The organism is Citrobacter sp. (assembly GCF_050252275.1).
Classification (GTDB): Bacteria; Pseudomonadota; Gammaproteobacteria; order Enterobacterales; family Enterobacteriaceae; genus Citrobacter_A; species Citrobacter_A amalonaticus.
The window spans coordinates 15,012-30,554 of the sequence record NZ_JBFWLF010000002.1 but is presented as its reverse complement, the minus strand read 5'-3'; the positions used below and the strand labels follow the sequence as shown (position 1 = coordinate 30,554).

Annotated in this window: 14 protein-coding genes; 10 read left to right on the top strand and 4 right to left on the bottom strand. The window is 53.8% G+C overall.

Translation table 11 applies throughout. The features are described 5' to 3' along the window. Positions 1 to 18 precede the first annotated feature (18 nt). The 3 genes from AB7E14_RS00400 to rpmE form a co-directional block, all read right to left on the bottom strand. Entirely contained in the window at positions 19 to 1,551 is a 1,533-nt protein-coding gene (locus AB7E14_RS00400; RefSeq protein WP_316962761.1) for an MFS transporter, read from the bottom strand. 89 nt (positions 1,552 to 1,640) lie between these two features. Beyond that, positions 1,641 to 2,321 (bottom strand): oligogalacturonate-specific porin KdgM family protein, encoded by a 681-nt coding sequence (locus AB7E14_RS00395; RefSeq protein WP_042998930.1) that lies wholly within the window; start codon positions 2,319 to 2,321, stop codon positions 1,641 to 1,643. A 346-nt stretch (positions 2,322 to 2,667) separates the two neighbouring features. Then, entirely contained in the window at positions 2,668 to 2,880 is a 213-nt protein-coding gene (rpmE, locus tag AB7E14_RS00390; protein WP_042325590.1) for a 50S ribosomal protein L31, read from the bottom strand. Positions 2,881 to 3,082: 202 nt separating this feature from the next. Here rpmE and priA point away from each other — a divergent pair, with 202 nt between their 5' ends. The 7 genes from priA (at position 3,083) to rraA (ending at position 11,070) form a co-directional block, all read left to right on the top strand. Continuing rightward, a complete protein-coding gene (gene priA / locus AB7E14_RS00385; RefSeq protein ID WP_316962762.1) occupies positions 3,083 to 5,284 on the top strand; it encodes a primosomal protein N' in 2,202 nt (733 codons plus the stop codon). A 157-nt stretch (positions 5,285 to 5,441) separates the two neighbouring features. Next, a complete protein-coding gene (cytR, locus tag AB7E14_RS00380) occupies positions 5,442 to 6,467 on the top strand; it encodes a DNA-binding transcriptional regulator CytR (RefSeq protein ID WP_428169281.1) in 1,026 nt (341 codons plus the stop codon). A gap of 85 nt (positions 6,468 to 6,552) precedes the next feature. After that, a complete protein-coding gene (gene ftsN / locus AB7E14_RS00375; protein WP_042998927.1) occupies positions 6,553 to 7,533 on the top strand; it encodes a cell division protein FtsN in 981 nt (326 codons plus the stop codon). Between the two features lie 91 nt (positions 7,534 to 7,624). Next, positions 7,625 to 8,155: an ATP-dependent protease subunit HslV gene (hslV, locus tag AB7E14_RS00370; protein ID WP_044257469.1), complete on the top strand. Its 531-nt coding sequence runs from the start codon at positions 7,625 to 7,627 to the stop codon at positions 8,153 to 8,155. A 9-nt stretch (positions 8,156 to 8,164) separates the two neighbouring features. Beyond that, positions 8,165 to 9,496 carry an HslU--HslV peptidase ATPase subunit gene (gene hslU / locus AB7E14_RS00365; protein ID WP_044257468.1) on the top strand — a complete coding sequence of 444 codons (1,332 nt, stop codon included), beginning with the start codon at positions 8,165 to 8,167 and terminating at the stop codon, positions 9,494 to 9,496. A gap of 66 nt (positions 9,497 to 9,562) precedes the next feature. Beyond that, entirely contained in the window at positions 9,563 to 10,492 is a 930-nt protein-coding gene (menA, locus tag AB7E14_RS00360; protein WP_042998925.1) for a 1,4-dihydroxy-2-naphthoate polyprenyltransferase, read from the top strand. 92 nt (positions 10,493 to 10,584) lie between these two features. Then, positions 10,585 to 11,070: a ribonuclease E activity regulator RraA gene (gene rraA, locus AB7E14_RS00355; protein ID WP_042998924.1), complete on the top strand. Its 486-nt coding sequence runs from the start codon at positions 10,585 to 10,587 to the stop codon at positions 11,068 to 11,070. Between the two features lie 221 nt (positions 11,071 to 11,291). Here rraA and zapB read toward each other — a convergent pair whose 3' ends face one another. Beyond that, complete coding sequence (gene zapB / locus AB7E14_RS00350; protein ID WP_090050665.1) at positions 11,292 to 11,537, bottom strand: septal ring assembly protein ZapB; 246 nt, start codon at positions 11,535 to 11,537, stop codon at positions 11,292 to 11,294. Positions 11,538 to 11,925: 388 nt separating this feature from the next. On the opposite strand from zapB, the gene glpF reads away from it, so the two are divergent. The 3 genes from glpF (at position 11,926) to glpX (ending at position 15,471) form a co-directional block, all read left to right on the top strand. Continuing rightward, on the top strand, positions 11,926 to 12,771 hold the full coding sequence (gene glpF / locus AB7E14_RS00345) for a glycerol uptake facilitator protein GlpF (protein ID WP_042998923.1): 846 nt from the start codon (positions 11,926 to 11,928) through the stop codon (positions 12,769 to 12,771). 22 nt (positions 12,772 to 12,793) lie between these two features. Then, a complete protein-coding gene (gene glpK, locus AB7E14_RS00340; RefSeq protein ID WP_044257467.1) occupies positions 12,794 to 14,302 on the top strand; it encodes a glycerol kinase GlpK in 1,509 nt (502 codons plus the stop codon). Positions 14,303 to 14,460: 158 nt separating this feature from the next. Beyond that, the gene (gene glpX, locus AB7E14_RS00335; RefSeq protein ID WP_042998921.1) at positions 14,461 to 15,471 is read left to right on the top strand and encodes a class II fructose-bisphosphatase; all 1,011 of its coding nucleotides are present in this window, start codon (positions 14,461 to 14,463) and stop codon (positions 15,469 to 15,471) included. Positions 15,472 to 15,543 lie beyond the last annotated feature (72 nt).

Below are 15,543 nucleotides of genomic sequence, written 5' to 3'. Positions count from 1 at the left end.
CGGTTTGGCTCTCTCGGATCAGGCTGGCTGATGGTACTGCGCCTTCTGCCGGTTTACATAACCAATCGTATTGTTTCCCCACAGCTGTTCGTACGGCATACCAGCCAGCATCTCCACGGTCTGGCGCGCCTGAGGTGTGATCGCGTCCGGGGTAATCCCTCCGGCCTGACGCATTTTCAGTGTCTCTTCGCGCAGTACTTTGTGCGTTTTCAGGTTTAATCGAAAACGCAGTGAAACCAGGAATCCCATGCAGAGCACCGCCACCGTACCGAAACTCAGAATCAGCATGATGGTATGGCTGACACCCGGCACCTGAGTGGCCTGTCCTGAGACAAAACCGGAATACTGCATCACAATGCCGACCAACATTACGGCACCGGCCTGAGACGCTTTGCGAGTCAGGGTCATGATGCCCGCAAATATCCCCTCGCGACGCTGTCCGGTGATGACCTCATCCACATCCGCAATATAGGTATAAATGTTCCACGGGATATAATTGATGCCGCCGCGCCCCAGACCGGCCACCGCGGAAATCAGCAGCAACAGCGCCGAATTGTCGCTCATCCCGCTATAGTACAGTGCGGAGTATGACAGCGCGCCCAGACCAAACAGCAGCACCACCACACGATACGACGGCGCTGGGCCAAAACGGATACACAGCGGGATCATCGCCATCACGGCGATAAACTGCAGGATCGCCATCGTCCCCATGAGATTGGACGCCAGCGTTGGGCTTTGCATCAGCACGAACACCACGTAATAGGTAAACACGGCGTTGAAAACGTCCTGCGCAATATAGCCGCCGAGATACATCCCGAGATGCAGACGAAAAATTCGAATGCGAAACGTTGAGCTCAGCTCAATCACCAGGCGATGCAGACTCTGCCCCAGAGTCAGCTTTTGCGCCTGCACCGCCAGCGCTTCCGCACTACGTTCACGTTCCCAGGTAAAGATCCAGACGAAAGTCAGCACCACGGCACACATAATGGCGAACACCAGGCTGGCGTAAAAGAAGGAGATGGCATTGTCCTTACCAAAATGGTTCAGCAAAATACCGGGTAAAAAAGCCGCCAGGATCGCTGACAGTTGCGCCATCGCGATACGCGCCCCGGAAAACTTCGTTTTCTGCCTGAAGTCGTCGGTCATTTCCGGAACCAGTGTTTCATAAGGCACCAAAATCATGGTGTAGACCACGTCGAACAACAGATAGGCGGCCAGATAATACCAGTAGCTCATTCCCTCCATCCACATCAGGCTATAGGAGAAAACGCAGGGAATACCCAGTAAAATAAAGAACTTCCGTCGACCAAATCGTTTTCCCAACCACGTATTGCCAAAGCTATCCGTCAGATATCCCATCAGCGGACTGACCACCGCATCCAAAATTCTCGCCATCGCAAAAATAAACGTCGCCTCTATTGGTGTTAATCCGCAAAAGGTGGTGAAAAAATATAATAACCATGCCGCAGTCAGCGCGGTTGTCCCTGCGCCAAGACAATCACCTGAGCCATAGGCAAGGTAATTCACAAGACCTATTTTTCGCTTATTCATCTGGATTCCCTGATTATTAAGCATGAAGTACGCGCGGCAAAAAAATACGCTTACCGCACAGGAATATGTCATAGAGAAGAATTTATTAATCAGAAAGTATAACCAATACCAATACGATAACGTGTCTGACGATCGTCGGTTGTCGCTGTATTATAGCCGGAAGAGACGTTACCCACTTCAGCAAAAGGAATCCAGGAACCTATTTTATAGGCAACGCGAAAGTTAAGTTCATAGTCTTCTTTTTTATTATTATATAAATCTTCACTGTCTGCGATTTTATAAATACCGTTCAGTTCAAACATCCAGTCATGAAGGTTATAGCCCAACCAGGCCTCCGGGCGATAAACCATTCGATCATCTCTGCCTTCTGAATTGCGACGAGTATACTCAAAACGATAGCGGAATGCCGTCCACCAGCTATCATTGATATTATATTGCACACGCAAGTACGGCTTATAGATTGCCTGACCTTCATCTGTTTCTATCGCCAGTCCCGGTTGCCAGACAAGGTCTTGCCAGGTGAACTGGTAACTGGCCGTGTACTCGTTACCGTTCGTCTCCATGTTATTAACCGGATGTTTTGGATCCGAATCATCAGAGCGCGAAATCGCTTCTACCGCAACGCCAAATCCACTGGCAAAACGATGGGACATATAAACACGGTCATAATTACGTCCGTCGTCATAATATTCATGACGATAATCTACGTAGCCAGCATGAGCGGCTCCAGATAATATTGGAATAAGTAATAACGCATATCCACGCTTCATAGCAATCCCTCTCAATAGAATACATCAAAAACAATCTGACCTTATCAACATCACAACGATAAAAATGCAATGATGAAAACAAGGATAATTTTATATTACGAAGTGAAGTTTATTTAAGTGGGAAAGTTAAAACCTTTTAAATTTTGCCAGCAAATAAAAATCATGGCAAAAAAAGGAAGATAAGAGAGACAGACATCACCAACAGAAACAATTTATCGATAAATTAAAAACACCATTTCAATTTGCTATGGCGTTATTTATTCAAGACATTAATGATATATATGGAACAGATAAATTTCAGAGACAAAAAAAGCGCCAGACGGCGCTTTTTTTTGACAGCTGAAACTTATTTGCTGCCCGGGATGTTGAAACGCTTGTTGAAGCGGTCAACACGGCCACCGGTTGCAACGTCACGCTGTTTGCCAGTGTAGAACGGGTGGCATTTACCGCACACGTCCAGGTTCAGATCGTGACCAACGGTAGAGCGGATTTTCATGACGTTACCGCAAGAACAGGTAGCAGTAATTTCTTCGTATTTCGGGTGAATATCTTTTTTCATGGGAAACCTCAGTTTAAGGCCGCGTCGCTCTTCCAGCCCTAACGCCAGACACCACGCGATGTTGATAGTATAGTTTGACACAATCAATTTGCATCAAAGGCGGCGAATCATACAGAAATTAGCCCACTCATGCAAACTGATTCGCTCGTCACCCACGACTAATGTGTATACTAACCCGCCAGATTTCAAGTCAGGACGATTTATGCCCGTAGCGCGCGTTGCCTTACCCGTTCCGCTTCCCCGCACCTTTGACTATCTTCTGCCGGAAGGCATGAGCAGCGTCAAGGCAGGATGTCGCGTGCGCGTGCCGTTTGGCAAACAGCAAGAGCGCGTCGGGATCGTGGTTTCGGTCAGCGACAAAAGCGAGCTGCCGCTGAATGAACTAAAAGCGATCGTTGACGTGCTGGATGATGAACCGCTCTTTTCGACCTCTGTCTGGCGTCTGCTGATCTGGGCGGCGGATTATTATCATCATCCCATCGGCGATGTGCTGTTCCACGCTCTGCCCATCCTGTTGCGTCAGGGGAAACCTGCTACCAACGCGCCAATGTGGTACTGGTTTGCCACCGAAGAGGGTCAGGCCATTGATCTCAATAGCCTGAAGCGTTCCCCCAAACAGCAGCAGGCGCTGGCTGCGTTACGGCAGGGGAAAATCTGGCGCGATCAGGTGGCTGCTCTCGAATTCAACGATGCCGCGCTTCAGGCGCTGCGTAAAAAAGGCTTGTGCGAACTGGCGAGCGAAACGCCTGGTTTTAGCGACTGGCGTACAAATTACGCGGTCTGCGGCGAACGTCTGCGCCTGAACACCGAACAGGCCACCGCCGTTGGCGCCATTCACAGTGCGTCAGACAGTTTCTCCGCCTGGCTGCTGGCCGGGGTGACAGGGTCAGGTAAAACCGAAGTTTACCTGAGCGTACTGGAAAACGTCCTCGCGCAGGGTAAACAGGCGCTGGTAATGGTGCCGGAAATTGGCCTGACGCCGCAAACCATCGCCCGCTTTCGCGAACGTTTCAACGCGCCGGTGGAAGTGCTGCACTCCGCTCTCAACGACAGCGAACGCCTCTCTGCCTGGCTGAAGGCGAAAAACGGCGAAGCTGCGATCGTCATTGGCACCCGTTCCTCCTTATTTACACCGTTTAAAAATCTTGGCGTGATCGTGATCGATGAAGAACACGACAGTTCCTATAAACAGCAGGAAGGCTGGCGCTACCATGCCCGCGATCTGGCGGTCTGGCGCGCCCATAGTGAACGCATCCCGATTATCCTCGGTTCGGCAACGCCGGCGCTTGAGACGCTTTGCAATGTCAGGCAGAAAAAATACCGCATGCTGCGCCTGACGCGCCGGGCCGGAAACGCACGCCCCGCCACTCAGCATGTACTCGATTTAAAAGGTCAACAGGTGCAGGCAGGCCTGGCACCGGCGTTAATCGCCCGTATGCGCCAGCATTTACAGGCCGATAACCAGGTGATTTTATTCCTCAACCGCCGGGGTTTTGCGCCTGCGTTGCTTTGCCACGACTGCGGCTGGATTGCAGAGTGTCCGCGTTGCGATCACTACTACACCCTGCACCAGGCGCAGCACCACTTGCGCTGCCACCACTGCGACAGTCAGCGCCCGGTGCCGCGTCAGTGCCCCTCCTGCGGCTCCACGCATATGGTGCCGGTCGGGTTAGGCACCGAGCAGCTTGAACAAGCCTTAGCCCCCTTCTTTCCCGGCGTGCCGATTTCCCGCATTGACCGCGACACCACCAGCCGAAAAGGATCGCTTGAGCAACATCTGGCGGAAGTCCATCGCGGCGGCGCAAGGATCCTGATCGGCACCCAGATGCTGGCAAAAGGTCACCACTTCCCTGATGTGACGCTGGTTGCGCTGCTGGATGTGGATGGCGCGTTGTTCTCCGCAGACTTCCGCTCGGCGGAGCGCTTTGCCCAACTTTATACTCAGGTGTCCGGACGCGCAGGACGCGCAGGCAAACAGGGGGAAGTGGTTTTGCAGACTCACCATCCGGAACATCCGCTGCTGCAAACTCTGTTGCATAAAGGCTATGATGCATTTGCCGAACAGGCGCTGGCCGAACGCCAAACGATGCAACTGCCGCCGTGGACCAGCCACGTTATCGTACGTGCTGAAGATCATAATAATCAGCAGGCTCCACTGTTTTTGCAGCAGCTGCGTAATCTGATCCAGGCCAGCCCGCTGGCAGATGACAAGCTCTGGGTGTTAGGCCCCGTTCCGGCGCTGGCGCCGAAGCGCGGCGGACGCTATCGCTGGCAGATTTTATTGCAACATCCATCACGAATTCGTTTGCAACATATCGTCAGCGGAACGCTCGCGCTCATCAATACCTTACCGGATTCACGCAAGGTGAAATGGGTACTGGATGTCGATCCTATTGAGGGATAACCCCCTCACGATGCGAGGCGGATCGTAAAATTTAACACCCATCACACTTTTTATGAAAATTCTGTAACCGTTTCCATTCGCTATCTGATAAAAATGTTTCCGATGTGAATTTAAACAGGGATTGTGCTGCGCCGGATTTCCCAGGCGAGGAGAAAGAGTGAAACCGAATAAGCAGGTTGCTGCCGCTACAATGAAAGATGTTGCCATGAAGGCGAAAGTCTCAACGGCAACCGTGTCTCGCGCGCTAATGAACCCGGATAAAGTCTCTCAGTCCACCCGAAACCGGGTTGAACAGGCAGCTGTAGAGGTCGGGTATTTACCGCAGGCGGCGGGACGCAACGTTAAACGTAATGAATTGCGAACCATCCTGGTGATTGTTCCGGATATTTGCGATCCCTTCTTTAGCGAACTGATCCGTGGGATCGAGGTCACCGCCGCCAGTCATGGCTATCTGGTGCTGATCGGCGATTGTGCGCATCAGAACCAGCAGGAAAAAACCTTCGTCAATTTGATCATCACCAAGCAAATTGATGGCATGCTGCTGCTGGGCTCTCGTCTGCCGTTTGACGCCAGTATTGAAGAGCAGCGCAATCTGCCGCCGATGGTGATGGCGAACGAGTTTGCGCCGGAACTGGAACTGCCCACCGTCCATATCGATAACCTGACCGCCGCATTCAATGCCGTGAACTACCTGCATGAGCTGGGACATCAGCGCATTGGCTGTATTGCCGGGCCGGAAGAAATGCCGCTGTGTCATTACCGCTTGCAGGGCTACGTGCAGGCGCTGCGTCGTTGCGGTATTACCGTTGATCCGCACTATATCGCCCGTGGGGATTTTACCTACGAAGCTGGCGGCAATGCGCTTAAACAACTGTTCGACTTGCCGCAACCACCGACAGCGGTATTCTGTCATAGCGATGTCATGGCGCTTGGCGCCCTCTCATGGGCCAAACGCCAGGGCATCAACGTCCCGGATGACCTGTCGATTATTGGTTTCGACAACATCGCCCTGGCGGAGTTTTGCGATCCGCCGCTGACCACCGTTGCGCAACCGCGTTTCGAAATTGGTCGCGAAGCGATGCTGTTGCTGCTTGACCAAATTCAGGGGCAAAATGTCAACAGCGGCTCGCGTTTAATGGATTGTGAGTTAATCCTTCGGGGTACGACGCGCGCCTTAACATAAACCTTTCAGACACCGTGTCTGGTCAAAGGCCCGCCGCTTAAGTAACATGGCGGGCTGACGAACGAATCAATACAGCGAAACGATAGTGGCACAACGAGATTATGTACGTCGCGGCCAACCGGCACCTTCGCGGCGCAAAAAGAGCACCTCACGGAAAAAGCAACGCAACACGTCTGCGGTATCGCCCGCAATGGTCGCCATTGCCGCCGCCGTGCTTGTGGCCTTTATCGGTGGTCTGTACTTCATTACGCATCATAAAAAAGAAGAATCCGAAACGTTGCAGGGTCAGAAAGTGACCGGCAACGGGCTGCCGCCAAAGCCGGAAGAGCGCTGGCGCTATATTAAAGAGCTGGAAAGCCGTCAGCCAGGCGTACGTGCGCCCACAGAACCGTCAGCCGGTGGTGAAGTCATGAAGCCGGATCAACTGACTGAAGAACAGCGCCAGTTACTTGCGCAAATGCAGGCAGACATGCGCCAGCAACCGACGCAGCTCAACGAAGTGCCGTGGAACGAGCAGACACCGGCACAACGTCAGCAAACGTTGCAGCGCCAGGCTCAGCAACGTCAGGTTGAGCAACAGCAGCAGTGGAACAGCACGCCGCCGGTTCAACAGCCGCGTACGCAGCCACAGACGCAAACGCGTACTGCGCAAACGGCGCCAGTGCAGCAGCCGTCGAAGCCTGCCACGCAGACGCAGAAACCCGCTGCGACGTCGCAACCGTACCAGGATCTGCTGCAGACCCCGGCGCACACCACGGCGTCGCAGCCAAAAACACAGCCAGCCGCACCGGTTGAGCGCGTGCCAGAGGCACCGAAGCCGACGACAGAGAAGAAAGACGAACGTCGCTGGATGGTACAATGTGGTTCGTTTAAAGGCGCTGAGCAGGCAGAAACCGTGCGTGCACAGTTAGCTTTCGAAGGCTTTGACTCCAAAATTACCACCAATAATGGCTGGAACCGCGTGGTCATCGGGCCGGTGAAAGGCAAAGAGAATGCCGACAGCACCATTAGCCGTCTGAAGATGGCAGGTCACACAAACTGTATTCGACTCGCCTCCGGGGGTTGAAACCCCCAAAATCCCCCCCATCTATACTTGCATTACGCCCCGCACACCATGCGGGGCTTGTATTCTGCATTTGTAACCAAGGGGTCTGCTCGTGACAACAATAGTAAGCGTACGCCGTAACGGCCAGGTGGTTATCGCCGGTGATGGTCAGGCCACACTGGGTAACACCGTCATGAAAGGCAACGTGAAGAAAGTGCGTCGTCTGTACAACGACAAAGTCATTGCTGGCTTTGCGGGCGGTACGGCGGATGCGTTCACGCTGTTCGAACTGTTTGAGCGCAAGCTGGAAATGCATCAGGGACATCTGGTTAAAGCCGCCGTTGAGCTGGCGAAAGACTGGCGTACCGATCGCATGCTGCGCAAACTTGAAGCGCTGTTGGCGGTCGCGGATGAAACCGCCTCCCTCATCATCACCGGTAACGGTGACGTCGTGCAGCCGGAAAACGATCTGATTGCCATCGGCTCCGGCGGTCCCTACGCCCAGGCTGCGGCACGTGCTCTGCTGGAAAACACCGAGCTCGGCGCTCGCGACATTGCTGAAAAAGCGTTGGATATTGCAGGTGATATCTGCATTTACACCAACCATTTCCATACCATTGAAGAATTACCGTCTAAAGCGTAAGGATCTCCCATGTCTGAAATGACCCCACGCGAAATCGTCAGCGAACTGAACAAGCACATCATCGGCCAGGATAACGCCAAGCGTTCCGTGGCGATTGCACTGCGTAACCGCTGGCGCCGCATGCAGCTCGACGAAGAGCTGCGCCATGAAGTTACACCGAAAAACATTCTGATGATCGGCCCAACCGGTGTCGGTAAAACCGAAATCGCCCGTCGTCTGGCAAAGCTTGCCAACGCGCCGTTCATTAAAGTGGAAGCAACAAAATTCACCGAAGTGGGTTATGTCGGTAAAGAAGTCGACTCTATCATCCGCGATCTGACCGATGCCGCCATTAAAATGGTTCGCGTCCAGGCGATCGAAAAGAACCGCTATCGTGCGGAAGAGATGGCAGAAGAGCGCATTCTTGATGTGCTGATCCCACCGGCGAAAAATAACTGGGGCCAGGCAGAGCAACAGTCTGAACCGTCCGCTGCGCGTCAGGCGTTCCGTAAAAAACTGCGTGAAGGCCAGCTCGACGATAAAGAAATCGAGATCGATCTTGCCGCCGCACCGATGGGCGTGGAAATCATGGCACCTCCGGGAATGGAAGAGATGACCAGCCAACTGCAGTCCATGTTCCAGAACCTGGGTGGACAGAAGCAGAAAGCGCGTAAGCTGAAAATCAAAGACGCGATGAAGCTGCTGATTGAAGAAGAAGCGGCCAAACTGGTGAACCCGGAAGAGCTGAAACAGGAAGCTATCGACGCCGTTGAGCAGCATGGGATCGTGTTTATCGACGAAATCGACAAAATCTGTAAGCGCGGCGAATCCTCGGGTCCGGACGTGTCCCGTGAAGGCGTACAGCGCGACCTGCTGCCGCTGGTTGAAGGCTGCACCGTCTCGACCAAACACGGTATGGTCAAAACCGACCACATTTTGTTTATCGCCTCTGGCGCATTCCAGGTGGCAAAACCGTCCGATCTGATCCCGGAACTGCAGGGTCGTCTGCCGATTCGCGTAGAGCTGCAGGCGCTAACTACCAGCGACTTCGAACGTATTCTGACGGAACCTAACGCTTCTGTTACCGTGCAGTACAAAGCGCTGATGGCGACCGAAGGCGTCAACATTGAGTTTACGGAATCCGGTATCAAGCGTATTGCTGAAGCAGCATGGCAGGTTAACGAGACCACCGAAAACATCGGTGCCCGTCGTCTGCACACCGTTCTGGAGCGTCTGATGGAAGATATTTCCTATGATGCGAGCGATTTGAACGGTCAAAGCATAACAATTGATGCGGATTATGTGAGCAAACATCTGGATGCGCTGGTCGCAGATGAAGATCTGAGCCGTTTTATCCTATAATCGCGTTCACTGCATTTTCATCATTGTTGATGGGGCTGAAAGGCCCCATTTTTATTGGCGCTAAATATGACTGAACAACAACAAATTAGCCGCTCCCAGGCCTGGCTGGAAAGTTTACGACCCAAGACTCTACCGCTCGCCTTCGCGGCGATCATCGTCGGTACGGCCCTGGCATGGTGGCAGGGATATTTTGATCCGCTGGTCGCCTTGCTGGCGCTCATTACGGCAGGGCTTCTGCAAATCCTGTCAAATCTCGCCAACGACTATGGTGATGCCGTTAAAGGCAGCGATAAGCCGGATCGCATTGGGCCGCTGCGTGGGATGCAAAAAGGGGTGATCACCCAACAGGAGATGAAGCGCGCGCTGATCATCACCGTGGTACTCATTTGCGTGTCCGGTCTGTCGCTGGTTGCGGTGGCGTGCCGCACGCCGGCGGATTTTGTCGGCTTCCTGGTGCTTGGCGTACTGTCGATCATTGCCGCCATCACCTATACCGTGGGCAATCGTCCTTATGGCTACATCGGTCTGGGCGATATTTCCGTGCTGGTCTTCTTTGGCTGGCTGAGCGTGATGGGGAGTTGGTATCTGCAGGCGCATACACTGATCCCGGCGTTAATCCTTCCAGCTACCGCCTGCGGTCTGCTGGCCACCGCCGTGCTTAACATCAATAACCTGCGCGATATCAACAGTGACCGGGAAAACGGCAAGAACACGCTGGTTGTCCGCCTCGGCGCCGTAAATGCCCGTCGTTACCACGCTTGCTTGCTGATAGGCACGCTGATCTGCCTGGCGCTGTTTAACCTGCTTTCGCTGCAAAGTCCGTGGGGTTGGTTGTTCCTGCTGGCCGCACCGGTACTGGTAAAACAGGCGCGTTACGTGATGCGCCAGATGGAACCAGCAGCGATGCGCCCAATGCTTGAACGTACGGTAAAAGCCGCGTTGCTGACTAACCTGCTGTTTGTTGTCGGGATTTTCTTAAGTCAGTGGGCAAGATAACTGACAAATATCAATTAACAATTGATGATTTTGCCAACAGTACGCATAGCGCGATATACTAAAAATTCTCGCAGCAACTGAACGTTAAGCCTATGAAATACGATACTTCCGAGCTTTGTGACATCTATCAAGAAGATGTCAACGTCGTGGAACCACTGTTCTCTAACTTTGGAGGACGGTCGTCGTTTGGCGGACAAATCGTCACGGTGAAATGTTTCGAGGACAACGGGTTGCTGTACGATCTGCTCGAACAAAATGGCCGTGGTCGCATTCTGCTGGTCGATGGCGGCGGTTCTGTCCGTCGTGCGTTGGTCGACGCCGAACTGGCGCGTCTGGCTGTACAAAATGAATGGGAAGGCCTGGTCATCTACGGCGCGGTGCGTCAGGTAGACGATCTGGAAGAGCTGGACATCGGCATTCAGGCGATTGCCGCGATTCCGGTAGGTGCAGCAGGCGAAGGGATTGGGGAAAGCGATGTCCGCGTCAATTTCGGCGGCGTGACCTTCTTCTCCGGCGACCATCTGTACGCCGATAACACCGGAATCATCCTCTCCGAAGACCCGCTCGATATCGAGTGATCGAAAAAGGCACCGTAAGGTGCCTTTTTTATTGGTTATCGCGGGCTACTGGATGGCGGCTTGCGCCTTATCCGGCCTACAAGCTACTTGCTCAGGAATCCTCTAAAGATTTCGCGTTAGGGCAAGGCGGCAAGCGAATGAATCCCCAGGAGCGTAGTAAACTACGTGACCGGGGTGAATACGCGCAGCCAACGCCGCCATAACGTGAAAGATGACGAGGATTAGACTTCTTCCATGCGGCCCAGCAATGCCTGCAAACGATCCTGCCAGCCATTCTGCTGTTCTTTCAGAGACTGATTTTCGCGCTCGAGCTCTTCACGGCTGTGCTGTGCAGATTGCACTTCCTGCGCCAGCGAGCTGTTCTTCTCTTTCAGCTCTTCAATTTCCATCTGCAACAAGGTGATGGTATCAATCGCCTGCTGTACTTTTGCTTCCAGTTTCTCAAACACTTCTAAAGACATGGTCATACTCTCCTGAATTGCAAGGCGACGCTTCACGTGAACGCGCACAATATATAGTGCCGATTGTATGAAGCCCCGCTCTCCCTGTCCAGCGGCATCCCGCGCTGATTGCGGTTTGCAACACTTTTCAGTCGACTCTTACAGACATTGACGGCCTAACCCTTAAGTGTTAACGCTTTGGTTAATGAAATGATTCAGCTCACACTATTTTTGTATAACAAAACGCGCCTCATGGCGCGAAAACGCTCATTTTATTGACGGAGTACACACATTTTAAGTTCGATATTTCTCGTTTGTGCTCGTTAACGATAAATTAACAGTGTGCCTACAGGGCATCGCGGACGTCAGTGACCTCCTCGCATACAATAAACATTAAACTCTTCAGGATCCGATTATGAGTCAAACATCAACCTTAAAAGGCCAGTGCATTGCTGAATTCCTCGGTACCGGGTTGTTGATTTTCTTCGGTGTGGGGTGTGTCGCTGCGCTTAAAGTCGCGGGTGCGTCTTTTGGACAGTGGGAAATCAGCGTCATCTGGGGATTGGGGGTAGCCATGGCTATCTACCTGACCGCAGGGGTGTCTGGCGCACATCTCAACCCGGCAGTCACTATCGCGTTGTGGCTGTTTGCGTGTTTCGACAAGCGCAAAGTTGTTCCTTTTATCCTTTCTCAATTTGCCGGTGCCTTTTGCGCAGCGGCGTTAGTTTACGGGCTTTACTACAATCTTTTCGCCGACTTCGAACAAACGCACCACATTGTACGTGGCAGCATTGAGAGTGTTGATCTGGCCGGCACTTTCTCAACGTATCCCAACCCACATATCAATTTTGTGCAGGCCTTCGCGGTTGAAATGGTGATTACCGCTATCCTGATGGGGCTTATTCTGGCGCTGACTGATGACGGTAACGGTGTACCGCGTGGCCCGCTGGCTCCTTTGTTGATTGGTTTACTGATTGCGGTTATCGGCGCATCCATGGGCCCACTGACCGGGTTTGCGATGAACCCGGCACGTGACATCGGTCCGAAAGCGTTCGCCTGGCTTGCAGGCTGGGGTAATGTCGCCTTCACCGGTGGCAAAGATATTCCTTACTTCCTGGTGCCGCTGTTTGGCCCCATCGTTGGTGCTATTTTGGGCGCTTTTGCCTATCGCAAGCTGATCGGTCGCCATTTGCCGTGCGATATCTGTGCCGTGGAAGAGAAGGAAACCACGACCACTTCACAACAAAAAGCTTCGCTGTAATGTGACTACGGGACAAATAATTATGACTGAGAAAAAATATATCGTTGCGCTCGACCAGGGAACCACCAGCTCCCGCGCCGTCGTGATGGATCATGATGCCAATATCGTAAGCGTCTCACAGCGCGAATTTGAGCAGATCTACCCGAAAGCAGGCTGGGTAGAACACGACCCGATGGAAATCTGGGCAACGCAGAGCTCTACCCTGGTGGAAGTCCTGGCGAAAGCGGACATCAGTTCCGATCAGATTGCAGCTATCGGGATTACTAACCAGCGTGAAACGACCATCGTCTGGGAACGTGAGACCGGTAAACCTATCTATAACGCGATTGTCTGGCAGTGCCGTCGTACCGCGGATATCTGCGAACACCTGAAGCGCGATGGCATGGAAGAGTACATCCGCAATAACACGGGTCTGGTCATTGACCCGTATTTTTCCGGCACCAAAGTGAAGTGGATCCTCGACCACGTCGAAGGCTCTCGTGAGCGCGCACGTCGCGGCGAACTGCTGTTCGGTACCGTTGATACCTGGCTTATCTGGAAAATGACCCAGGGACGCGTACACGTAACGGATTACACCAACGCCTCGCGTACCATGCTGTTCAACATCCACACGCTGGACTGGGACGACAAGATGCTGGATGCGCTGGATATTCCACGCGCCATGCTGCCGGAAGTGCGCCGTTCTTCCGAGGTCTACGGTCAGACCAACATCGGCGGTAAAGGCGGCACGCGTATTCCGATCTCCGGTATCGCCGGTGACCAGCAGGCTGCACTGTTCGGCCAGCTGTGCGTGAAGGAAGGGATGGCGAAAAACACCTACGGCACCGGCTGCTTTATGCTGATGAACACCGGCGAAAAAGCGGTGAAATCCGAAAACGGCCTGTTGACCACCATCGCCTGCGGCCCGACCGGGGAAGTGAACTATGCGCTGGAAGGCGCTGTGTTTATGGCGGGCGCTTCTATTCAGTGGCTGCGTGATGAAATGAAGCTCATCAGCGACGCCTTCGATTCCGAGTATTTCGCGACCAAAGTGAAGGACACCAACGGCGTGTACGTCGTCCCCGCCTTCACCGGCCTGGGCGCGCCGTACTGGGACCCGTATGCGCGTGGCGCGATCTTCGGCTTGACCCGTGGTGTGAACGCCAACCACATCATCCGTGCAACGCTGGAATCTATTGCCTACCAGACCCGCGACGTACTGGAAGCGATGCAGGCAGACTCAGGCATTCGCCTGCACGCCCTGCGCGTGGACGGTGGTGCGGTCGCCAACAACTTCCTGATGCAGTTCCAGTCTGACATTCTTGGCACGCGCGTTGAGCGTCCGGAAGTGCGTGAAGTCACGGCGTTGGGTGCGGCCTACCTGGCCGGTCTGGCAGTCGGTTTCTGGCAGAACCTTGATGAACTGCAGGAAAAAGCGGTCATCGAACGTGAATTCCGCCCTGGCATCGAAACCACCGAGCGTAACTACCGTTACAGCGGCTGGAAGAAAGCGGTCAAACGCGCGCTGGCGTGGGAAGACCACGAAGAGTAATCGCGAATTGCCGGATAACGATGCGAAAGCGTCTTATCCGGCCTACGGATGAGATTACGGTGCGGGGACAACCCCGCACACTCACCCTCTGATATCAATAATTTCCCCCTCTCCCCTGTGCTACACTTCGCGCCATTCCTTTCTGCTACGAGTTTGCTATGAGACGAGAACTTGCCATCGAATTTTCCCGCGTAACCGAAGCGGCGGCGCTGGCTGGCTACAAATGGTTAGGACGCGGTGACAAAAACACCGCCGACGGCGCGGCGGTTAACGCCATGCGCATAATGCTAAACCAGGTCAACATTGACGGGACCATCGTGATCGGGGAAGGCGAGATCGACGAGGCGCCGATGCTCTACATCGGTGAGAAAGTCGGTACCGGTCGCGGCGACGCGGTGGATATTGCCGTCGACCCCATTGAAGGCACACGAATGACGGCGATGGGCCAGGCCAACGCGTTGGCCGTTCTGGCCGTGGGTGACAAGGGTTGCTTCCTGAACGCACCTGACATGTATATGGAAAAGCTGATTGTCGGACCGGGCGCAAAAGGCAGCATCGATCTCAATCTGCCGCTGGAAGAGAACCTGCGTAATGTCGCCAACGCGCTGGGCAAACCGCTGAGCGAACTGACGGTGACGATTCTGGCGAAACCGCGTCATGATGACGTGATCGCAGAGATGGCGAAGCTTGGCGTGCGCGTATTCGCGATTCCTGATGGCGATGTTGCCGCGTCCATTCTGACCTGCATGCCGGACAGCGAAGTGGATGTGCTGTACGGGATTGGCGGTGCGCCGGAAGGCGTGGTGTCCGCCGCGGTGATCCGCGCACTGGATGGTGACATGCAGGGCCGTCTGCTGGCTCGTCATGATGTCAAAGGCGACAGCGAAGAGAACCGTCGCATTGGCGAACAAGAGCTGGCACGCTGCCAGGCAATGGGCATCGAGGCGGGTAAAGCGCTGCGTCTGGATGAAATGGCGCGCAGCGATAATGTTATTTTCTCCGCAACCGGCATCACCAAAGGCGATCTGCTGGAAGGGATCAGCCGTAAAGGTAATATCGCGACCACCGAAACGCTGCTGATCCGCGGTAAGTCACGCACCATCCGCCGTATTCAGTCGATCCACTATCTCGACCGTAAAGACCCGGACGTGCAGGCGCACATCCTGTAACTGATTTGTTCGTTCGAGCCTTCCAGCCCCTCCGGGCTGGAAATCTTTCCGCCAACGAACGAAGATAAGGGA